General features: G+C 51.2%; 19 protein-coding genes. 8 read left to right on the top strand and 11 right to left on the bottom strand.

Annotated elements, in window-relative coordinates; translation table 11 throughout:
- Positions 1-51 precede the first annotated feature (51 nt).
- The 8 genes from OOT00_RS06690 to OOT00_RS06655 form a co-directional block, all read right to left on the bottom strand.
- Entirely contained in the window at positions 52-924 is an 873-nt protein-coding gene (locus OOT00_RS06690; RefSeq protein WP_265424540.1) for a PSP1 domain-containing protein, read from the bottom strand.
- Between the two features lie 87 nt (positions 925-1,011).
- On the bottom strand, positions 1,012-2,034 hold the full coding sequence (gene holB / locus OOT00_RS06685) for a DNA polymerase III subunit delta' (RefSeq protein ID WP_265424539.1): 1,023 nt from the start codon (positions 2,032-2,034) through the stop codon (positions 1,012-1,014).
- Between the two features lie 6 nt (positions 2,035-2,040).
- Positions 2,041-2,340, bottom strand: a complete 300-nt coding sequence (locus OOT00_RS06680; protein WP_265424538.1) for an HU family DNA-binding protein — start codon at positions 2,338-2,340, stop codon at positions 2,041-2,043.
- A 257-nt stretch (positions 2,341-2,597) separates the two neighbouring features.
- Positions 2,598-3,176, bottom strand: coding sequence for a D-sedoheptulose-7-phosphate isomerase (locus OOT00_RS06675; protein ID WP_265424537.1), 579 nt, complete (start codon positions 3,174-3,176; stop codon positions 2,598-2,600).
- 9 nt (positions 3,177-3,185) lie between these two features.
- Positions 3,186-3,905 carry a nucleotidyltransferase family protein gene (locus OOT00_RS06670; protein WP_265424536.1) on the bottom strand — a complete coding sequence of 240 codons (720 nt, stop codon included), beginning with the start codon at positions 3,903-3,905 and terminating at the stop codon, positions 3,186-3,188.
- Positions 3,902-5,023: an NAD-dependent epimerase/dehydratase family protein gene (locus OOT00_RS06665; protein WP_265424535.1), complete on the bottom strand. Its 1,122-nt coding sequence runs from the start codon at positions 5,021-5,023 to the stop codon at positions 3,902-3,904. The genes OOT00_RS06670 and OOT00_RS06665 overlap by 4 nt, the downstream gene beginning before the upstream one ends.
- A gap of 18 nt (positions 5,024-5,041) precedes the next feature.
- The gene (locus OOT00_RS06660) at positions 5,042-6,037 is read right to left on the bottom strand and encodes a GHMP family kinase ATP-binding protein (RefSeq protein ID WP_265424534.1); all 996 of its coding nucleotides are present in this window, start codon (positions 6,035-6,037) and stop codon (positions 5,042-5,044) included.
- Between the two features lie 57 nt (positions 6,038-6,094).
- Entirely contained in the window at positions 6,095-8,242 is a 2,148-nt protein-coding gene (locus OOT00_RS06655; RefSeq protein ID WP_265424533.1) for an LPS-assembly protein LptD, read from the bottom strand.
- 157 nt (positions 8,243-8,399) lie between these two features.
- On the opposite strand from OOT00_RS06655, the gene tmk reads away from it, so the two are divergent.
- The 6 genes from tmk (at position 8,400) to OOT00_RS06625 (ending at position 14,664) form a co-directional block, all read left to right on the top strand.
- The gene (gene tmk / locus OOT00_RS06650) at positions 8,400-9,044 is read left to right on the top strand and encodes a dTMP kinase (protein ID WP_265424532.1); all 645 of its coding nucleotides are present in this window, start codon (positions 8,400-8,402) and stop codon (positions 9,042-9,044) included.
- A gap of 80 nt (positions 9,045-9,124) precedes the next feature.
- Entirely contained in the window at positions 9,125-9,403 is a 279-nt protein-coding gene (locus OOT00_RS06645; RefSeq protein WP_265424531.1) for a hypothetical protein, read from the top strand.
- 1 nt (position 9,404) lies between these two features.
- Positions 9,405-10,802 (top strand): deoxyribodipyrimidine photo-lyase, encoded by a 1,398-nt coding sequence (locus tag OOT00_RS06640; protein ID WP_265424530.1) that lies wholly within the window; start codon positions 9,405-9,407, stop codon positions 10,800-10,802.
- Between the two features lie 40 nt (positions 10,803-10,842).
- A complete protein-coding gene (locus tag OOT00_RS06635; protein ID WP_265424529.1) occupies positions 10,843-13,119 on the top strand; it encodes a cysteine synthase in 2,277 nt (758 codons plus the stop codon).
- A gap of 88 nt (positions 13,120-13,207) precedes the next feature.
- Complete coding sequence (locus tag OOT00_RS06630) at positions 13,208-14,032, top strand: hypothetical protein (protein ID WP_265424528.1); 825 nt, start codon at positions 13,208-13,210, stop codon at positions 14,030-14,032.
- Positions 14,033-14,472: 440 nt separating this feature from the next.
- Positions 14,473-14,664, top strand: a complete 192-nt coding sequence (locus OOT00_RS06625; RefSeq protein WP_265424527.1) for a 4Fe-4S binding protein — start codon at positions 14,473-14,475, stop codon at positions 14,662-14,664.
- Positions 14,665-14,771: 107 nt separating this feature from the next.
- Here the strand turns inward: OOT00_RS06625 and OOT00_RS06620 are convergent, their stop codons facing one another.
- Both OOT00_RS06620 and OOT00_RS06615 read right to left on the bottom strand, forming a co-directional pair.
- Positions 14,772-15,968 carry an RtcB family protein gene (locus OOT00_RS06620; protein ID WP_265424526.1) on the bottom strand — a complete coding sequence of 399 codons (1,197 nt, stop codon included), beginning with the start codon at positions 15,966-15,968 and terminating at the stop codon, positions 14,772-14,774.
- 58 nt (positions 15,969-16,026) lie between these two features.
- Positions 16,027-16,896: an HD domain-containing protein gene (locus OOT00_RS06615; protein ID WP_265424525.1), complete on the bottom strand. Its 870-nt coding sequence runs from the start codon at positions 16,894-16,896 to the stop codon at positions 16,027-16,029.
- Between the two features lie 223 nt (positions 16,897-17,119).
- On the opposite strand from OOT00_RS06615, the gene OOT00_RS06610 reads away from it, so the two are divergent.
- Both OOT00_RS06610 and OOT00_RS06605 read left to right on the top strand, forming a co-directional pair.
- Positions 17,120-18,592 carry a DUF2868 domain-containing protein gene (locus OOT00_RS06610; RefSeq protein WP_265424524.1) on the top strand — a complete coding sequence of 491 codons (1,473 nt, stop codon included), beginning with the start codon at positions 17,120-17,122 and terminating at the stop codon, positions 18,590-18,592.
- Positions 18,579-19,988 carry a GTPase/DUF3482 domain-containing protein gene (locus tag OOT00_RS06605; protein WP_265424523.1) on the top strand — a complete coding sequence of 470 codons (1,410 nt, stop codon included), beginning with the start codon at positions 18,579-18,581 and terminating at the stop codon, positions 19,986-19,988. The genes OOT00_RS06610 and OOT00_RS06605 overlap by 14 nt, the downstream gene beginning before the upstream one ends.
- Here the strand turns inward: OOT00_RS06605 and OOT00_RS06600 are convergent.
- Positions 19,973-20,866: a sulfite exporter TauE/SafE family protein gene (locus tag OOT00_RS06600; RefSeq protein ID WP_303649900.1), complete on the bottom strand. Its 894-nt coding sequence runs from the start codon at positions 20,864-20,866 to the stop codon at positions 19,973-19,975. The two genes, OOT00_RS06605 and OOT00_RS06600, sit on opposite strands and share 16 nt — an antisense overlap.
- Positions 20,867-20,881: the final 15 nt, after the last annotated feature.

Genomic DNA, 20,881 nt, shown 5'->3' with positions numbered 1-20,881 from the left:
ATCGTCTGTTCAAGAAACAAAAGAGGTGCAGCCTGCCAGCATACGGTTTTTTTAAATGGAATCCTCTTCCGTGCCTTCCTTGGCCGGTCCCGGCGACGGCGTTACCCCGGACGGCGGAGTCACGATATTCTGCAGAATTACTTCATCTGCAGGAAATTCCAGTTCAATTCCGTCTTCCATACGCACGGAAAGGCGGCCCGCAATGACATTGTGACGGGTTACTCTTCCTTTACCCCGAGGGGTGGTGACCAGCTTGCCAATTTTTGGGACACCACTTTTCAGATCTTTGTAGGTGCTGTTTTCATAGGTAAGGCAACACATGAGGCGACCACAGAGTCCGGAAATTTTTGTCGGATTCAGGGATAAACCCTGCTCCTTAGCCATTCGGATGGATACGGGATCAAATTTTTCAATAAAAGCACTGCAGCAGGTCTGGCGACCGCACCGGCCGATTCCTCCGCACATTTTTGCCTGATGGCGGATGCCGACCTGTCTCATTTCGATACGGACTCGGAATTCACGCACCAGGTTTTTGACCAGCTGACGAAAGTCCACCCTGCCTTCCGACGTAAAGAAAAAGGTCAGCTTGGATGCATCAAAGGTACTTTCGACGGAAAAAAGATTCATGGACAGCTCAAGGCTCTCCACTTCCTGTTTGCAGAAATGATAAGCCGCCTCTTCAATGCGTTGGTTTTCTTCCACCCGAAGATAGTCTTCCGATCCTGCAGGCCGCAAAATTGCCTTCAGAGGCGGACCGGTACGCGGTTTTTCCAACTCGCGGACAGCCGTGGCAAGGGTAGCAAACCCCAGCCCCTGCTCCGTTTCTACAATAACGGCATCTCCAAGAATAAGCTCCAGATCGCCGGCATTAAAATCATAAATTTTACCGGCGGATTTAAAGCGAACACCTGCAATTCGGACCATAATACTCCCAAAAAAAGTCGGACCGCCGGTCGCAGTGATACGGATACCGACGGTCGGCTTTCTATCAAATGAAATGGATCAGAGACCTTAACCCGTGTATCCACAGGGAGAAGGGTACTGTAAATCCAGAAGAATCGCATCCAGCGCCAACCTAGGCAGAATATTTTGTGCCATGCCCCGTCGGACTTCACGGATACGACGGATAATGGCCAGAGATTCTTCATGGAGAATTTTTTTCCCAGCGGCCAGGATGGCCTCTCGGCAATCCAAGGAAAACCCATGAATGCATAGCACGTCAGGGTCCAGGGCTGCAAGACAGATATCCCTGAAAAGACTTTCCAGAATGCTGAGACCTGTTTCCGCATGGACCCTGTCCGGTGCCAGCCATTCGGAAAGGGTCAGAGCTGTGCCCGGTGCCAGGGGCAGGCCTGCTGCAAGGATTGTGGCAAGAGTGCGGCGTTTATGGCTTTCTCTTGCCAAGGCAAAAGCCAGGTCAAGATTCCCACAGGCTATTTTAGCTGCTGCTTCAGCGGCTTCACGATCCGGTGCGGAACCATGAACTGTATCCGTCAGATGGTGCAGGGACAGAGGCTGAAAGCGGATTTCCTGACAGCGGGACCGGACCGTTGCGGGAAGCCGGTGGGGGTCCTCGCTCAGCAGGATGAAGCAGGTGGCTTCGGGGGGTTCTTCCAGTACCTTGAGCAGTGCATTGGCTGCCTCAAGGTTCATGGATTCTGCCTGTTCCAGCACCACCAGACGTCTTCGGGCTTCATGGGGCTTACGGATCAGCCGTTCAAGAAGACTCCGTATGCTGTCGACGCGAACGACACCGTTGGTAGCCGTCACCCTGATAAAATCGGGATGCTGACCGTTACGAATTCGGGTACAGGAACGGCACGCACCACAGGGCACAGAAGGTGAGGCACAGTTTTCATGCATCATAAGTGTCCGTGCAGCCCTGTCCCTGCCTGTGCCCGGCATTCCAGAAAAAAGAAGGCCCTGAGGCAGGCGATCTGCATCCAGCATACCTTTCAGGGTACGCACCACAGACGGTTGCTCCTGTAAAGATCGGAAACCGTATTCAGTTTGGGAGTCAGAATCCACAAGCATTCTTTTTTATGCTCTTTTTTCCGCTTTTTCCGGATAGTCAACCCTTTCCTTAAGCTCTTTGCCGCATTTGAAAAAGGGGAGTTTCTTGGGTTGAATAAGTACCTTTTCACCGGTTTTGGGGTTTCTGCCCGTATAGCTTTTATACTCTTTGATAAAAAAGCTGCACAGCCCACGGATTTCAACCCTTTCTCCGCGCGCCAGGGCTTCTGTCATGGAATCAAAAAAAATCTGAACCACTTCCGCAGCTTCCGCTTTGGAAATGTCGGCTTCATTTTTGAGCGTTGCAATCAGCTCCAGTTTGTTCATTTTTGCCTCCTCACCGGCGAATAGAATTCAAGCGAAGTACATAGAAAGAAAATTGTCCTAAGTCAAGGGCTTATGCCCGTAATGCCGCCTGCTGGAAGCAGAAGGCATAGAAAGATCAGCCATGACCGGCTTGACATGTGAACCCATTTGGATTCACAAACGGAGCTGGATCCCGTTTTGTGCATGTCCACGGGCGACAGGTGCCGGACATGCAGCACATAGCAGGCCTTTGCCCCTTCTGTCGAATATAATTTTTATCAGCACAGCCGAAGGCCCAGAATCTGCCGCAAAGACTGCATCAGCATATGGAGCACCATCATCTGTCCATCTTCGACCTTCTGCATATCATGAACAGGTATATGGATATGAATATGGCTTTTCTCTGCCAGACGACCGCCGTCAAAACCCGAAATGCCGACAACGGTATTGCCAGACTTGTGGGCATAACTAACTGCTTTTATAATATTTTCCGAGTTCCCGCTTCCTGAAATGGCAAGAAGGATGTCTCCGGGTGAAAGCAGGTTTTTCAGCTGCTCCACAAAGATCATACTGTAATCCAGATCATTGGCTATGGCGGTTATGGTAGGGATATTGTCGCATAATGAAATCATCCGGAATTTTTTGTCAAGTTCCAGACAGACGCCTTTATTGATATCGCACATTCCATGGGAGGCAGTGGCCGCACTGCCTCCATTGCCCAGAACGAATATGGTTTTTTCCTCTTCATAAGCTTTCAGCATGACTTGACAGAAGGATTCGAAGGGAACCTTGTCCATGGCTGTCATGGCCTGATAAAATTCTTCAATATAGCGGGAAGCAAAAGCTTGACAATTCATAAAGCTCCTTTACACAAAATAGGGCCACTCCCTGCAGGCTGTTTCCAGTGAAACCGGTGTGCCGATATCCCGGAGGTAACCCTGCATGGGAAAGCCGAAAAGGCGGTTTGGAATGGCCGGTAGCAGATGCCGACCCAGGTCATAAGGATAACAGCCCGGAAAGCAGGTTTCCAGCAGAGAAAACAGTTCCGTATCTGCTGCGTATATCCCCGCATTGGCAAGGTTGGAAACCGGGTTGATCGGTTTTTCCTCAAAAACGGTGATTCTGCCATCCATATCCAGATCAACAATGCCGCAGGCAGCAGGATTCTCAGCCCTGAAAAGAGCCATGGTCAGAACCCCGCCTTTTGTTCGGTTCACTTCATGGGCAGTTACCAGATCCGATAATCTGTAATTTGTCAGATTATCGGCATAGAGAATCAGAAAGGTTTCTCCAGGTGGCACAAAATCCCTGTTGGCCAGAAGGGTTCCCGCACTTCCCAGAAGTTGTGATTCATGTATGCTGTGAACCAGAAGATCGGATTCAACCTGTTTTTTGAGAAAAGCTTCCACCTGATCTGCCAGATAGTGGGTATTTATACAGACTTCTTTCACACCGCATGATGCCAGATGATCCAGCCAGATCCCCAGCAGAGGACGACCATGAATGGGAATCAGGCATTTGGGAATCCTGTGGGTCAGGGGTTGCAGCCGCGTGCCCAGCCCGGCTGCCAGAAGAAAGGCTTTCATCCCTTTGCCTCCCGGATGACGTTCAGTTTTTTCATGTGAGCATCGGCATAGGCAAGAATGTCTTCCTGTGCCTGGCTTTCATGAAGATGCTGCCAGTAGGCAAGAATACTTTCTTCTATCCCCCGTCCGGGTTGCCACCCAAGGCTCTGCAATGCTGTTATGTCAGAGAAAATATGACGGGTATCGCCATATCGATAGTGGCTTGATTTCTCGGGTGCAATTCTTTTGCCCGTGATATTCTGCATGGTTTCATAAAAAGTGTTGACTGTGTATGCCCTGCCACCACCTACATTCAAAATACGTCCCTTTGCTTCGGGGTGCTCCAGCACCAGCAGGTTCGCATCCACCACATCATGAATATTGACAAAATCCCTGATTTGCAGGCCGTCTTCAAATATAAGGGGGCTTCTTCCGCAGTAAAGGCAAAGGGAAAAAATCCGCATGGCACCAGAATAGGCATTAAAAAAAGACTGTCTCGGTCCCTGAACAATGGAATAACGTAGCACGGTGGTATCAATATCTTCCCTCCTTCCCAGGCGCAGGGCCGCTTTTTCCTGGGCATCCTTGGAGAGGGCATAGGGGTTACACGGATTGGCAATGGACTCAGATGAAGCCTGCCAATCAAGATTGTGGCCGCAAAGTGGACAGGGGTGTTCCCAGTATTTTTGCTTTAGTCGACTTTCATCCCTGATATCGGGAACTCCTTCCCAGCTACAGGAAGGACAGTGGTAAAGTCCTTCACCCATCACGGCCTGACTTGTCGCGACAATTACCTTTGTAACTCTGCGCCTGTCTCCCTGTTCCGCCAGTATTTCATACAAAAGGGCGGTTCCCACGGCATTGACATGATAAAAAGTTGAAAAATCCGTAAGATAGTCCTGATAGGCGGCAAAATGATAGACGGCATCCACACCGTCCAGAGCAAGAACCCAGTCTGCCTTAGATCGGACATCACCGCGAATAAACTCGATATCGGGAGAGAGGTAGGAGGGCAGCCCCATGGGATGAACCGTTGGCTGCAGGCAGTCCAGCACCCGCACCCTGTGTCCCTGAGCCAGGAGGGCGTCTGCTGTGTGGGAACCGATAAATCCCGCACCACCTGTAATGAGAATATGCATAGGATGGGTCACCTTTTTTTATTTGGCTGAATAGGATCGGCCGTCAAAAATAATACGGCTTCCGGACTCGCTGAGAAGGAAGGGGAATTCCCTGAAACCGGATAGTTTTTCCCGTACGGCAGGCTGGTTTCCCGGTGGTGTGAAAAAGAACATGAACCCTCCGCCACCGGCTCCGGCAATTTTACCACCCACAGCTCCGGAATTCCGTGCCGCATCATACATCGAGCGGGTGTCGGCACTGGAAATGCCGGTGGCCAGGCTTTGTTTTAAAAGCCAGTTACGGTGGAGAAGACGACCGCAGGTTTCCACGTCTCCTTTGACAAGGGCATCGATAAACGGTTGAACCAGATCTACCATGGAAGCAAGGCTTTCCATTTTATCCTGTTCTTTCAGGTTTTTTTGCTGTTCGGAGAGAATACTGTCAGCGCTGCGGGTTATTCCCGTGAAAAAAAGCTGCATACTTTCGGAAATTCTCCGGCGCAGGGCAGGGGGGAGATGCACGGGACTGCGCAGTACTCTGTCATTTTTTTGAAAAATAAAATGGTGCAGGCCACCATAGGCAGCGGCATACTGATCCTGCCTGCCGATGGGTTTTTTCAGTCTGTCGATTTCAATGTGGCAGGCTTCCTCAGCCAGCTGTTCCGCCGTAACGAGCTCATTACGATAGGTATGCAGAGCATGGAGCAGGGCAACGGTGATGGCACTGGAGCTTCCAAGACCTGAACCGGAAGAGGGAATATCTGCCAGAGTCGTAATTTCCACCCCCGCATTCACCCCTGTTAATTTCATGGCTTCGCGCACAAGGTCATGACGGATGTCATCCACTTTGGAAACCCGTTCTTTTTCAGAATAGTTCAGGTAGATTTCCTCATCAAAACGCTCTTTTATGATGGCATAAACATATTTGTCTATGGCGGTACAGATCACAGCCCCGTCCCGTTGACTATAAAACGCTTTCATGTCCGATCCACCTCCCACAAAGCTCAGGCGAAGTGGCGTTTGTGCAATAATCATAACATTCTTTCCTTTATCTATGGAGAACCTTGCCGTCATCCCGGCAGACGGATACGGCTATGGAAGCCTCTCCTCTCCCAGGCTGTGTTCAAACACGCCCAGTCCCGTAAGAGTCCAGAAAAATCCGAGTTTGCGGTCATCCTTATCATCCGAATAAATCAGATCAAGCTGCCAGCACCCCCTGTTGTAACGAATGCCGTAATCCTGCCGGTTGATGATGTCGTCTTTCATATTGCGTGCGTAATTCCAGAGAAAGCCCACGTTGTCCGTCAGGCCGAGATACCCTCTGAGGTGCATGGATGCGGAAACATCCTTAGAGTAGCGGTGTTCTGCATAAAAACGATGAGAGCCATGGCGCAGATCCATACCTGCGCTGTACGTGTTCCAGTCTGCTTCTTCGGGTGACCATGAAATGTCTCCAAACAGGCGAACACCATCTGCGGGGAAAAGGGAGAGCTCCGCCTTGGCGTCGGAGAATGCCGTTTCGCCATCCTCTTTCGCTTTGTCAATGTCATAGCTCTGGGAAACCTTAAGTCGGAGAAACTCCCTGTATTCCGGCAAACGATCCCTGTCATCCACATCCTGTCCCGGAAAACGGGCGGTCAGGCTTTGGGTAAGGCTGTAGGTTACAAGACGTCGCTTCCCGATGCGGTCAAGATCATCAAAGTCGGGGAGGGTATCCTGATCTTTGTGCGGAACAAATTCAAAGGTCAGCCTTGGCTGAATGCTGTGACGGATTTTATCGGCAGCGGTTCTTTCAAGGTCAAAAACCCGGTAGATTTCCGTAAAAAGATCAAAGCGTGCATCATAGAGGGTCCGGTCATCCATGCTAAGCCCCTTGTCGTCCGGGTCCAGGGGGTTCTCGGTGTACCAGTAGGTCTGGCGTAGCCCAACGGAGGGTTCAGCAGAAAAAGGCCCCATACGGAAAGGGGCATACATGCGGGGCGCCAGGTCCATACGGGAGCCCCGCTCACCGTCAATGCGGTGAAAGTACGTGCCTTCTGCTTCAAAATCGTGGTACAGGGGCAGCCAGGCCATGGCCTGTCTCCGGGTTGATACGCGGATCTGCGGAAGGCGCTGTACGGTGCTGTCCTTCAGGTCCAGACTGCGCCTTCTGACATCATCTTCCCACACAAACTCGCCTTCCATTCGAAAAACTTCACCGCTTCCGGTCAGCAGAAAACGGTTGGTCCGGGTCCGCTCCTTTTCCGCATCCAGATCCCTTCCGAATTCTCCCTGGAAAAGGGCGTTGGACTTTGCGTACCCAAGGGTGCCATCCTTGAAATCATCCATATAGTCCGGGTCACTGAGCAGGTCCAGATCGACAAACCCCATGGCAGAAGATCCAAAGGAAACATTCTGTTTCATGCGAAACCAGTAGCGGTCGCCGCTGTAATCCGGCGCTTTTTCAGTTTCAGGAGTCCTGCTGTCCTTGAGGCCATCCACCCTCATGGTAAGACGGTCTTCCGTACTCCATACCTTACGGTATTCCAGCCCCATCCGATCTCTGCCCTTTTCCATGAAGTGATAATAGAAGGTCGCATCAGAGCTGTCGCTGAGCACAAGGTAGAGGGGTTGCACATGCTCATATCCATAGCGGTCGGAGAGGGAAAAATCCGGAATGAGAAGTCCGCTCTGCCTTTGGGTTTTTGCGGGAAAAAGTACCCATGGCGCATAGAGGACAGGAAAACCCTTGATGCGGAAAGCTCCGTGCTGGAGAGTTCCGTACCCCTCCAGTGTAACATGGATCCGTGAAGCCGTAATTTCCCAGTCCGGGACATCACCCTCGCAGGCCGTCAGCCCGGCTCCTTCGGCAATATAGGTATGCTCTCCTGTCCGTTCAATACGACGGCCCCTGAGCCGGAACTGGGACTCTGTGACAAAAATATATCCTTTTTCAACGGTACCCGTATCTTCTTCCATATTGTAATGGATCCGTTCGCCCGTCATGCGGTCCCCACCGGTTTCGAGGACCACATTACCCTCGCCGGTAAAGGTATTGGCTTCTGGATTATATATGGCCCTGTCCGCCGTGAGGATTGTACCTTCCCTCTCTATACGGACCTTACCCATGGCCCTGTACTGTCCGGATACGGGATCATAGCCCAGCCGTTCTGCATGAATCACATAAGGGGAAGGGGGTTGCGCACTGGCCAGCAGGGGAAGCAGAAGGAGAAAAAAAAGGAATCGGAAAGTAAGCCCCATAGATTTGGTCGTCCTGTAATGTAAAGAAAAAATCCAGCCCGGCTTTCGCTTGAACCTCTGAAACTTATGGACTATACATGCACTTCAGTATCCGGACAAGGGCAGCCCATGTACCCCGGTAAAAAATCTGGTCACACTTCATAAAAGGGAACATAGTATGCTGATTACACTCTGCGGCGGTGAAGGTGCAGGGAAAAGCACTCAGGTGCGGCGGCTTTCAGAAAAACTGGAACAGAAGGGATACAGGGTTGTTGTTACCCGGGAACCGGGCGGTACTGCCATTGGCCGTAAAATCCGCGCCCTTCTTCTGGACCCTGCCAACAGAGCCATGGTTGCTGATACGGAACTTTTTCTCTACGCTGCTGACAGGGCACAGCACCTCGCAGAGGTTGTGAGACCTGCCCTCAAGGAAGGGAAAATAGTCATCAGCGATCGTTTCGCAGACAGCACAACCGTATATCAGGGAGTTGCCCGGGGCCTGGATCCGGAACGGATTCAGCGTGTTCATGAGCTGGTTCTGCAGGGTTTACTTCCGGATATTACCTTTCTGCTGGATCTCTTACCCGAAGAGGGCCTGTCAAGGGCATTGTCCCAGGCCAACCAGGGTACGAGAAGTCTTGATGAAATGCGGTTTGAGCAGGAATCTCTGGATTTCCACAGGCGGATCCGTCAGGGTTTCCTTGCCCTTGCGGCAAAGGAGACAAACCGTTTTTGCTGTCTGGATGCCATGCAGCCCCAGGAAACTCTGACGGACACCATGCTGCTTGTCATCGAGGAAAGAATGCAAAGCCGAAAAAACTGAGGCCGTCAGGTATCGAATCGTATGCCGGAATATCTCCGGGTATTATCAGACCGTTTTTTGAACGGATAAGGAGTATCGCCATGAATGACAGCAAGGATGCAACGGAAAAATGGCGCGAAAATCTTTTTGAGGAAACCTTTGACCGTACCTTTATGGAACTGACACGGCAGGGGGAAATGCATTCCGGCCTGCCCATCACCGAAATTGAGGCAAGGCTTAACGACAGGTATCTGCGCTATGGCCACGGATGGGACGGAGGCAGCCCCGTGCAGGAAGTCATGCTATCTGCAGAAATTGCTGCCCTGGAAGCAGTGCTGGCCCAGTGGCGGGGAGAGCTGTCTCCCCTGAAACGGATTTAAAATGACAGGAAGTTTTTCAGCCGTACCGCCGGAAAGACTCAGACGGATGAATTCCCAGCCCTTTCGCCCGGAAGGCCGTTATGTTCTGTACTGGATGCAGCAGTCCCAGAGGATTGAAGGCAATCATGCACTGGCCTTTGCCGTAGAAACCGCTCTTTTTCTCAAAAAACCGGTGCTGGTGGCTTTTATCCTTATGGGAGACTATCCGGAAGCACGAAGCTTTCACTTTTTTTTCATGCTGCAGGGACTCCAGAGCCTTTCCGTAAAACTGCGGGACAGGGGGATGGGCTTTGTTCTTCGTATCGGGACCCCCGAATCCATACTGCCCGATCTGTACAACAATGCGGCTGCCATGATTTGTGATGTGGGGTATCTGAGGCATCAGCGATCATGGCGTGAATTTGCGGGTAGCCATGCCCCCTGTTCCGTAACGGCAGTGGAAGGGGATGTCGTTGTCCCCGTGGCAGAGGCCTATCATAAAAGAGCCTATGCAGCCTATGTGCTCCGGCCGCAAATTCTGAAAAAAACGGGTTGTTTCCTGTCGCCAGTCCCCCAGATCACACCTCCGCCCATCACGGGGAAAACCCCGGCCGGAGAAAGCCTGAAAGATCTGGAAAAACTGCTGCGTCAGGCAAAGATTTTTCCTTCTTCCACGCCCGTTGTCTGGCGATACGGAGGCGGAGAAGATGCGGCAGCTCTTTGCCTTGACAACTTTATGCAGGAGAGGGCGGAGAGATATGTCATGGATCGGCGTATTCCCCATCGCTACGGGGTGTCATTTCTTTCTCCCTTTCTTCATTTTGGCATGATCAGCCCGGCAGTTGTGGTCCGCAGGATCCTGGACTCCGAGCTGGATGAGGAGATCAAAAAGGCTTTCCTGGAACAGCTTGTGGTACGGAGGGAACTGGCCGTCAATTTTGTGCACCACACGCCAGATTATGACAGCTATTCTTCCCTGCCTGCCTGGGCACAGGAAACCCTTGATCTGCACAGGCAGGACCGGCGTCCCTTTTTGTATGACATGGAAACCCTGCAATCTGCTGCCACCCATGACAGCTACTGGAATGCCGCCATGGAAGAAATGAGGCGCACGGGATATATGCACAATGTCATGCGTATGTACTGGGGGAAAAAAATTCTGGAGTGGTCCGCTTCTCCGGAGGAAGCCTTTGAGCGTCTTCTGTACCTTACCAACACAGGCTTTCTCGATGGAAGGGATCCGTCTTCTTATGCGGGTTGTGGCTGGATTTTCGGTCTTCACGACAGACCATGGCCCAAAAGACCTGTCTTTGGAAGTGTCCGTTATATGGCTGCTTCCGGCCTTGAGCGGAAAAGTCATATCCGCGAATATGTCCATCATGTGAACAGTCTGCCAGGCTGTAACAAAGTGCCCTGCTGATACGGGGCCTTAATTGATTCTGCAATTATCAGGATAGATTATGTCATATTCCCTTCTGGACTTTATCGGCAATACCCCTATGGTTGAAATTCGTCGGATGAATCCCAATCCTTCCGTACGGATTCTTGCCAAACTTGAATACATGAATCCCGGCGGCTCCGTAAAGGATCGGGCCGCTCTTTACATGATCCGCATGGCCGAAGAAGCGGGTATCCTGACCAGAGACAAGGTCGTTATAGAGGCGACCAGTGGCAATACAGGCATTGGCCTCGCTATGGTCTGTGCTGTAAAAGGATACAGGCTCATGCTGGCCATGAGTGAAGCTGTGAGCCTCGAACGACGTCGCATTCTTAAGGCAAGGGGAGCCGACATACTCCTCACTCCCGGCCATCTGGGAACGGATGGGGCCATAGAGGCTGTTTACCGGTTGGTGCGGGAACATCCTGACCGGTATTTTATGACGGATCAGTACAACACCGAAGCCAACTGGCGAGCCCATGCCGACGGAACGAGCCGGGAAATATGGGAGCAGACCGGCGGAAAGGTCCAGGCCGTTGTGGCCACCATGGGTACCACGGGTACCCTTATGGGACTATCCAGGGGCCTGAAGTGCCTGAACAGTGACATCCGTATCATCGGAGTGGAGCCTTACCTCGGGCACCGGATTCAGGGTCTGAAAAACATGAAGGAAGCATATCAGCCGGAACTGTACGAAAAACAGCGGTTGGATGCAAAAATCAATATCCAGGATGGCCGGGCTTTTGAAATGGCCAGAAAGCTGGCCAGAGAAGAAGGTCTTCTTGTGGGAATGAGCAGCGGTGCAGCCATGGCTGTTGCCCATGACATGGCCGCTTCCATGGAATCGGGCACGCTGGTGGTCATCTTTCCGGATAGTGGAGAACGCTACCTCTCCACAGAACTGTTTGCCAGCAAAACTCCGGAAAGCCTGAAGTTTCACAACACACTTTCACGGACTAAAGAAAATTTCCGCCCTCTGCACGAAGGTAAGGCCTCCATTTATTCCTGCGGCCCCACCGTTCATGACCGCATGCACCTCGGAGGTTGCCGCAGAGCTGTTTTCAGTGACCTTCTGTGCCGATATCTGAAGTTCCGGGGCCTTGATGTAACCCACGTGATGAACATTACGGACATGGATGACAAAACCATTGCAGGATCCGAAGCGGCAGGCCTTCCTCTGGCCCAGTTTACGGAGCAGTGGATCCGGATTTTTCATGAAGATCTGGCAAGGCTCAAGGTTTTGCCGGCTAAGCATTATCCTAAAGTCAGCGAACACCTTGAAGATATGGTTTCTCTTACGCGGAAGCTGGTCAGTTCCGGTGTCGCCTATGAAAAGCATCACTCCATTTACTTCAACATATCTGCTTTTCCAGAGTACGGGTCCCTTTCCGGTGTGGATTTGGATAAAATTCGCCTGGGAGCCACCGTGGATCTGGAGGAATATGAAAAGGACAACCCCCGGGATTTCACCCTGCTGAAGAGAATCCGCCTCTCTGAGCTGAAACGGGGGATCTATGCCAGTACGGAATGGGGTAATGTGAGGCCCTCACTGCACCTGCAGTGTGCGGCCATGTCCATGAAATACCTTGGACAAACATTTGATATTCATACAAGTTCCAGAGACCTTCTTTTCCCTCACCATGAAAATGAAATAGCCATTGCCACAGCAGCTACGGGAGCCCCCATGGCCCGGTTCTGGATGCACTGTGACAGGGTTTTTGTGAACGGGCGAGCCGTTGGTCAGGATTACCGGTTGACCCTGAAGGATCTGGATGAAGACGGGATGACGGACAGAGAAGTCCGTTTCTGGCTTCTGTCTGCCCACTACCGCAAGCCGGCTCTTCTTACGGCGGAGGTCCGGCTTGCCGTGCGCAGATCCCTTTTGCGAATTGACAGCTGCCTGCACCGCCTGGCCTGTATCACAACGGGAAATGAAACCGGGGAGCTGGAAACCCTTGCCACGGAACTGATGACAAATTTTATCAGGGACATGGACGATGATCTCAATATTTCCGCAGCCATGGGGGGAATCTTCAACCAGATCCGCAACCTGAATCGACTGCTTGCGGATGGTGGTGTGGGGCCTCTGGGTGCATCCAGAGTTCTGGAAATTTTCCGGCAAATGGACAGTGTTCTGGGAATTTTCGAATTTACTGATCCCAGCAGTAATCCGGAAATAGCCCTGAAGCTGGCGGAAAGGGAAGCAGCACGTAGCAGAGGAGACTGGGAGGCGTCGGACCGTTTGCGGGAAGAGCTTTCCCATATGGGCATCATTATGCAGGATGGAAAAAAAAGCTGACTACATGAACCTTCCAAAAGGATACCTGCAGACAAGGTAGGGTCGGTTTGTCTCCCCTTACATGAAACGGTACAAGGAGCCTTGCATCATGGATATGCTTTACTTCCCTTTTCTGGATATGCCTGCTGCATCCATCGGATATCTTCGTTCCCTTTTTCCCCGCCTGTTCATTCTCCATACCGGTGGCTCGGAAATGGGGCCGGATGCTGCCGCCGCAGTGCAGGAAGGATGGTTGGTACCCTTACGGATCAAAGAAATAGACCCCTCCTTCATGGTGCTGATGAAAAAAGATCTGGAACAGAGGGCGGCTCAGCTCGGAAAGGAAGCCGTGCTTGACCTGTTCTCTCCCAAAGAAGAACCGGAGCCCAGTCCATGGGCCCTTAGCCGTGAAATGCGGGGCGAGGTAAGAGTTGAGTCCCCGGAATTCCGCAAAGGTACAGACTCTCTTGCCCTGTCAGCTTTTTTTCTGATGCAGGCGGAAGCCTTTGACAGGGCAGAATTGGAGCTTGCCCGGGAAATGCGGAAGGTGGATGATGCGCATCGCCATATGATGGCAGCTCTCGCAGGAGGTGTGGGGGATACGCCGGGAAATGCCAGCAGGTTTTTTTCTTCACCATGCAGGCCGGAGCAACGGATGCGGGCATGGCTCCGGCTTTTTCAAAGTTGTAATCAGCCTCCTTTTTTCTGGGTAACGGATTTTCCTGATGCGGCAGAAATACTTATAAAACTTTTTCCGTCATGTGCAGAAATAATCCTGCCGGATGATGCCTCTGTCCCATACCCAGATCTGCCCGAAAACGGCATTCTTCTGCGGTTGAATCTCAATAATGACCCTTTGCTCAAAACAAAGCCCTCAGAGCTGCCTGAAGTTGTATGGGTTTATTGTCTGGGTTCTTCCGGCAAGGAGGGCTAAATATGGTTGCATTCTTCGCATGCCAAAATCCTGAATTCGTCTTGTTTTATCCTTAATTAATTAAGACCGGAACCCACTCGGCAAAGCATCCGTTGTTTCAGATTTGATCACAACGATCAGGTATTTTTATCTGCGTCGAGTGAGAAATGAGCTTTTGAGTACCTATAAACAGACAGGACATGCGGACATAATGGCTTATGGCAAATGATCAGAGGGGTGTTTTTGTCGGAGGAAGGTCGAGAATATTATGGCATGCCAAATCCCATAAAAAGGATTGACAGAGGCTTTGGGAAGTCCTTATAGATCATCCTGATAATTAAAAACTTTGGGAAAAACGGGTTGAGGGACGGGCATTTTCTGGCATGAATTACCCGCCTATACCCATAAAGATGCTTGGCATCCTTAATTCATTTTTTACTTAATTTATAAGGAGCAGGAAAGTGAGCACCAATACCCCCATCGTGGATGATACCAAGTGCGTTGGCTGCGAAGAGTGCGTGGAAGTTTGCCCCGAGAATGTTTTTGTTTTAAAGGATGGCAAATCCGTCCCCGTGAACGCAGACGAGTGCATTGGCTGCGGAATCTGCCTCGACGTATGTTTCACTCTTGCCATTGCCATTGAAATTATTTAATTGCCTCTGCAGCAGCATAAGGTCAGCCGGAATGCCTGTGTTTTTCTGGGCAGATACAGTATCAACAGTAACCTCGGTATGGACCCTGTCGGGGTTACTGTTTTTCATCAGCCTTTTACCACTGCCAGTGGCTGCAGGCGTGTTAGAACAGTGACCAGATCGGACTGGCAGGCCATAACTGTATCAATGTCTTTGTATGCACCGGGTGCTTCCCCAAAATCATACATGCCCTTCAGAGGGCCTTTCCGGATCTTGGGGAAATCTCCATGCACAATACCTTGCATGGAACGGGCAACGTCGGCAGCATCGAGTTTTCGGCAGGCCTCATTACGACCCATAACACGGCCTGCCCCGTGGGCGCAGGAGCAAAAGGAATCCGGATTACCAAGACCCTCCACAATATAGGAAGGGCTGCCCATGGATCCCGGAATGATGCCCCTGATTCCTTTGTGAGCGGCAGTGGCTCCTTTACGGTGCACCCATACCCGGTATCCGAAATGGGTTTCTTCTGCAGCATAATTGTGGTGAATATTTACCTCGTTCTCAAAACCGCACCCCAGAGTATCGGCAAGAATTGCTTTCAGGGTATGCATCATGCGTCTTCGGTTTTCTCCGGCAAAGGCAAGGGCAAAGGACATGTCGCGAATATAATCCTTTCCCTTTGCACAGTGAACATCCAAAAAGGCCAGATCCTCAGAGGGCAGGACAATTGTCTCTTTCCGATTCTGCTTCAGAGCTTCTCTGTGATAATATTCTGCAATGGTTTTGCCAAGATTGCGGGATCCTGAATGGATCATGGCCCAGACACGGTCTTCTCTGTCCACCTGAATTTCGATAAAATGATTTCCACCACCCAGAGTCCCGAGACTTTGAGCGGCTATGAGGAGACTTTCCTTGCCCATCCAGCCGGGCTTTCTGGAGAGTTTTTCCCTGTATTCTTCCAGGCCATCCCAGTGCTGCGCGCTTTTATGTCGGTTAAAACCCGTTGGAATCCTTTTTTGAATCCGCGCAATCATGTGCTGCAACAAGGTTTTATCCGGTTTCCCCTTACTGTCTGTTGCCAGCGCGCACATACCGCATCCGATATCCACACCCACGGCATTAGGAACAACGGCATCTCTGAACGCTGCCACTCCACCGATGGGCATACCGTAACCGGGATGACAGTCTGGCATCAGGGCAACATGGCTGAAAATTCTCGGGTGACGAGCAAGATTTTCAGCCTGAGTCATGGTAAGGGGGCCGGGATCCTGACACCATGACCGGATGGGAACTCCTGACATATTTTTTAAATTCTGCTTCATGGGATCACCTCTGACAGTATGCTGTTGCATCCGTAAGCAAGAGGGAGTGCGGATGTGCTTATTCCCGTTCTTGTGGCTGAGGCAGCCCTTTGGCAAGTATGGCGGCCAAACGGGATCGAGGCATATGATAGAGATCCTTAAGGGCCAGTGCCAGTGCCAGCCACATGCGAATAACATCTGTATGGGCCATATCCGGAATCAGGGGCATGATATGCTCCTTCATTTCCATAATGGCTTCCGAACGGTAACTGTAATTATAGTGCTGCATGGACGTCAACATCTCAAGGAAGTCCCGGATTTGTTTATCTTCTGCCATATCCACCCTTTCACGGTATAAAAAACCACAGGTGACTCGCTTAAGGATGCGGGCAACCATTTGCCTGTCCAGCCAAGGTAGGCCTTTGTCGTTAAAACGCAGGGCCTTTAAACCCCAGGCATTCCAAATCCACTCGGGCACTATCCGGCGGGAAGCCCTCTCCGTTGCCCATGCAATGGTTTCCGGATGTTTGGCCGCTTCTGTGCAGAGACGGGCCGGGTCTGGAATTTTTCCCACACGCCCGAGATCCAGCCTGTCCGCATCCCAGCAGGTTTGAATAGTGATATGGGCTTTTGTTCTGCCTTTGGTGTGGTCCCTGCAGGCCAGTACCAGAAGTTCAAGCTGAGTATCATTCAGCCTGATAAAATCCCGCCGCAGACGTCGCGCCAGATTAGCACCCCGGAGGCCATGGTTAAAATCCAAGCCCTCATTTCTTCTGCACGAATCGTGAAAAAGAGCAAAATAACGGATAACATCCTGGTCCGCACCATTTTCAAGACAGAGACGCAGCCCATTTTCCATTACCCTTGCCCAGTGGGATACACCATGGGTTCCAAAGGGGTTCAGCCTGTACTGACTGAGAATTTTTGCAGCTAGTTTTTCTTCATTCATTCCCTGACTCCCTGAAGAGTTCTTGAATAAAGCGTTTTTCACCTTTAAAGTAGCAAACTGGTACGGTGAAGAAAATATAAAGTCTGTCATGCAGCCGGAATGCAGGCTTTCAAACCGGCATTGAACAGTTGCTTCCTTCCATTGCCATTCAGGCCACAGGGCGGACCACAAGCCATCATGGACAGATACAGACCCCATATAGGATCGGGCATAGTCATCAATCATGAAACAACATCATACAATAGCTTCCCTTGTGGATACAGAGTGGTTTCTTGAGCTGGACGCAGGAAGCAGGGAAGCGGATCTGCGCAACCAGCGCATAGCCGCATTCATATCTCCTGAAATGACGGATGGGGAATGCCTCACCATATGGTTGGATCACCGCCGCAGAGAAGCCGGTTCTGAGGCTGGCAGGCCCATGCCCGGAGTGAGAGTACTGGCTGCCCTGCGCCTTGCCATTGCCCTGCTGGGGATTGCCGGTTTTTTGACAGGATTTTTTATGGCACTGGCCACTCTGCGCTATGATGGCATAACACCTGTCAATCTTCTTTATGCTCTTACTGTTTTTGTTGCACTGCCCCTGCTTACTGTGATCTTCAGCCTTGGGCTGGTTTTATTCCGGAAAAAAAAGCTCCCCGTAACCTATAAGCTTTTTTTTTCCGTTTTACAGTGGCTCTTTAGCCGCATGCTGCTTGGTACAGAAAAAAGAATCCCGTCCCATGCCCGGGATTTTCTCAAATCCAGAAACAGTCGTATACAAGAATTGTACGCCCGATACCAGCCGCTGATTTTTTCCCTTGCCTTTTACGCATTTCAAATGGCAGGCCTTTTTTTTGTATTCGGTCTTTTTTCCGGATTTCTTATCAAAGTGGTGGGCAGCGATCTTGCCTTTGCCTGGCAAAGTACCCTGAACCTTCCTCCTGAAACTTTTTCACGTATGGTTCGCATGGTATCCGCCCCCTGGAGCATCCTGCTGCCCCATACCCTTCCTGATCCAGCACAGATTGAAGGTTCCCGTATTATTCTAAAGGATGGAATAGGGGGACTGACCCATGATCATCTCACATCCTGGTGGACTTTTTTGTCCATGGCCCTTCTCGTTTATGGTCTTCTGCCCAGGCTTTTTCTTTTTCTTCTGGCGCGAAAGCTGTTTCATAGACGCATTGATCAGGTAGAGGTGGTGGACAGTCGTGTGCACAACCTCTGCTTTTTTCTCCGGAGGGAAGCTCTTTTCACGGCCTCTCCGGAAAGAGGAAGTGGATTGTCTGCTTCCGTTTGCCCAGTTTCTCATGTCGAATCTGTACCAATCCGGGAATGGGAGCTTTGGATCAACGATGAAATACCCGAAAGTCTGCATGGACTGATCCTTGAAGAAACAAGCGGGGTAATGGGTTGCAAACCGGAAAATTGTCTTTTTATTAACCTTGAGACTCTCCATGAAAAAACAGCGTATTCTGACCGACCGAGGGTACTGGCCATGGAAGTGTTCATGCCTCCGGTTCATGAAGATGTTCAGATTCTTAAAAAAGCAGCGGAAGCAATCAGGGGGCCGTTGTGGATTTGGCCCGTAGGTCGTGTGGACAGGAAAGGGGGTAGGGCAGAGAAGACGGATATACTCATCTGGTCCAGACGCCTGGAAGGACTGAGAGAACCACGGCCCATTATGCAGCTGGAGACCTCCCATGACATTGGATAAGCTGAAGCTCGAATTCGCCGTTGTGGGCCACCCCAATGAAGGAAAATCATCGGTTGTTGCCACCCTTGTGGAGGACGACACTATCCGTATCAGCCCATGGCCCGGAGAAACCCTTGAAAGCCGTGCCTATCCTGTTCAATCCGGGGATGTGATAAGACTCTTATTCACCGATACGCCGGGGTTTCAGTCTCCCCGGCGTGCCCTGGAGTGGATCCGGGCCCATGAACCGCTTTACACGGGAAAAAATCTGGCCCGGGCATTTTTTGAAAGTCATTCGGGTGATCCTGATTTCAGGGATGAATGCCAGATTTTTTCCGCCCTTGCCCGGGGAGCAGGCATTCTTTATGTTGTGGATGCTGCACGCCCTGTCCGCAAAAGTGATCTTGCGGAAATGGAAATTCTCAGACTGGTTGGGCTGCCACGGATGGCTATCATCAATCCAAAAAATACAGCAGAGGATGTGGAGGAATGGAAAACAGCTCTGAGAAAAACATTTAATGCTGTTCATGTATTCAATGCCCTGACCGCTGGATTCCGGGAACGCATGCGCCTTCTTGGAGCCCTGCGTGCCATGGATCCCGATGTTGAGCCGGTGCTGCATCCTGTCATACGGGAGCTGGAGCAGGACTGGGAAAAACGTATTGCTGAGTCGGCAGCAAGAATCAGTGATCTGCTGGCAGGGGTCGCCTCTTTTTCATTGAAAAGGGAAGCCCCGGATGCAGCGGGCGTGGAAGAACTTTCCCGTAAAATGACAGGGCAGTGGCAAGAAGGTATCCGGAAGCTGGAGGAACGATGCTGGAACAGCCTGAGGGATACTTTCAGGCACCGTTTTTTTGCACCGTCTCCTGACCTTCTTGCTTTGGTGGAGACGGATCTTCTTTCCAAAGAAGCCTTTCACATGTTCGGACTTTCCCGCAGGCAGCTGGCCGCTCTTGGTGGTGGAGCCGGTGCTGCCGTTGCAGCCGGTGTGGACCTTGCCCTTGGAGGTGCAGCTCTGGGGCTGGTGACGGCAGCAGGCGGAGTGGCCGGTGCCGCCTGGAGTTACTTCGGAACCCGCAGCGGAGATGCAAGGCGCATGGCAGGTGTCCGCATCAGTGGCGTTGAAATATGTATCGGCCCTGTAAAGGATACAAGAATTCCCTGGATGGTGCTGGACCGGAGCCTGCTTCTTTTTCATGCCCTGATTACAAGGCCCCATGCCACGCGGGAGAAAGAGAGGCATCCCGTAGAAACAAGTCTTCTGTACCTGCTGGAAGGGGATGAACGAAAACGCCTGGCTGCTTTTATCCGCGATGCAGCCAGGCGAAAACTTCAGGAAAATATAAGAAAGGAGACGGATGACACCATTGCTTCTGTTCTGAGTCGGCTTGCTTCTGGTTCTCACCCGAAGAAATAACCCAGAATATAGTGACCTGCGGTCCAGGCAATCACAAGACAGAGTCCCCACTTTATCCAACGCTCAGGAACAAATTTCTGTGTTCTTGCTCCACAGTACATACCGATAAAACCGCCGATACCAAAGAGAATCCCCAGAAGCCAGTCCGGGGATATGGCCTGCTCGGGATACAGGAGAGCCAGCCCCTGATAAAAAATAACGCCGGCAACGCTGGTGATGAAGGTCCCCATGAGAGCGGCACCTGCAACGGTATATACGGGAAGTCCGAAAACCGATACAAAGAATGGTGCTATAATCGCCCCTCCGCCAATTCCGTAAATTCCTCCTATAATGCCCACAACACCGCTTAAAGCCATAATACCCCAGGCGCCAACATAATATTCCTGACCCTGAAAGAGAAAGCGTATTTCCAGATAACCAGAAGGCAACACCTCCACACGGCCGGTGCCCTGGCCGGGGGCTACGCTGCTTTTTTTCTTTCCCAGAAGATCCCGGACCATGCGGATGCCAATATACAGGAGAACACACCCCACAAACAGTTTAAACATAGATGCATCAGGCATATAGGTAATGCGTACAAAGGCTCCTATGAAAACACCAGGGAGGGTGCCGATAACCACGGCACGGACCAGAGGGGTTATGAGACGGCCTTCCTTATAAAAACGCCATACTCCACTGGGTATGGCGACAATATTATAAAGTTGATTGGTGGCGCTGACAGAGGGCGTTGTAAAACCAAGAAAACTCATCTGAACGGGAAGAAGAAGAAAGGCTCCGGATATGCCCCCCATGGAGCAAAAAAATGAGAGGACAAAACCTATCAGAACCGGGATCAAAGGGTTCAGGCTGAGGCCGGATACGGGGAAAAAAATTTCCATATCAATCTCCTATTA

The organism is Desulfobotulus pelophilus (assembly GCF_026155325.1).
GTDB classification, from domain to species: Bacteria; Desulfobacterota; Desulfobacteria; order Desulfobacterales; family ASO4-4; genus Desulfobotulus; species Desulfobotulus pelophilus.
This window is presented reverse-complemented; position numbering and strand designations above follow the sequence as displayed.

Bases quoted from the DNA above. Each gene is read 5' to 3' on its own strand.
- OOT00_RS06690 (WP_265424540.1), bottom strand. From the start codon at position 924: ATGGTCCGAATTGCAGGTGTTCGCTTTAAATCCGCCGGTAAAATTTAT.
- holB (WP_265424539.1), bottom strand. From the start codon at position 2,034: ATGCTTGTGGATTCTGACTCCCAAACTGAATACGGTTTCCGATCTTTA.
- OOT00_RS06680 (WP_265424538.1), bottom strand. From the start codon at position 2,340: ATGAACAAACTGGAGCTGATTGCAACGCTCAAAAATGAAGCCGACATT.
- OOT00_RS06675 (WP_265424537.1), bottom strand. From the start codon at position 3,176: ATGAATTGTCAAGCTTTTGCTTCCCGCTATATTGAAGAATTTTATCAG.
- OOT00_RS06670 (WP_265424536.1), bottom strand. From the start codon at position 3,905: ATGAAAGCCTTTCTTCTGGCAGCCGGGCTGGGCACGCGGCTGCAACCC.
- OOT00_RS06665 (WP_265424535.1), bottom strand. From the start codon at position 5,023: ATGCATATTCTCATTACAGGTGGTGCGGGATTTATCGGTTCCCACACA.
- OOT00_RS06660 (WP_265424534.1), bottom strand. From the start codon at position 6,037: ATGATTATTGCACAAACGCCACTTCGCCTGAGCTTTGTGGGAGGTGGA.
- OOT00_RS06655 (WP_265424533.1), bottom strand. From the start codon at position 8,242: ATGGGGCTTACTTTCCGATTCCTTTTTTTTCTCCTTCTGCTTCCCCTG.
- tmk (WP_265424532.1), top strand. From the start codon at position 8,400: ATGCTGATTACACTCTGCGGCGGTGAAGGTGCAGGGAAAAGCACTCAG.
- OOT00_RS06645 (WP_265424531.1), top strand. From the start codon at position 9,125: ATGAATGACAGCAAGGATGCAACGGAAAAATGGCGCGAAAATCTTTTT.
- OOT00_RS06640 (WP_265424530.1), top strand. From the start codon at position 9,405: ATGACAGGAAGTTTTTCAGCCGTACCGCCGGAAAGACTCAGACGGATG.
- OOT00_RS06635 (WP_265424529.1), top strand. From the start codon at position 10,843: ATGTCATATTCCCTTCTGGACTTTATCGGCAATACCCCTATGGTTGAA.
- OOT00_RS06630 (WP_265424528.1), top strand. From the start codon at position 13,208: ATGGATATGCTTTACTTCCCTTTTCTGGATATGCCTGCTGCATCCATC.
- OOT00_RS06620 (WP_265424526.1), bottom strand. From the start codon at position 15,968: ATGAAGCAGAATTTAAAAAATATGTCAGGAGTTCCCATCCGGTCATGG.
- OOT00_RS06615 (WP_265424525.1), bottom strand. From the start codon at position 16,896: ATGAATGAAGAAAAACTAGCTGCAAAAATTCTCAGTCAGTACAGGCTG.
- OOT00_RS06610 (WP_265424524.1), top strand. From the start codon at position 17,120: ATGAAACAACATCATACAATAGCTTCCCTTGTGGATACAGAGTGGTTT.
- OOT00_RS06605 (WP_265424523.1), top strand. From the start codon at position 18,579: ATGACATTGGATAAGCTGAAGCTCGAATTCGCCGTTGTGGGCCACCCC.
- OOT00_RS06600 (WP_303649900.1), bottom strand. From the start codon at position 20,866: ATGGAAATTTTTTTCCCCGTATCCGGCCTCAGCCTGAACCCTTTGATC.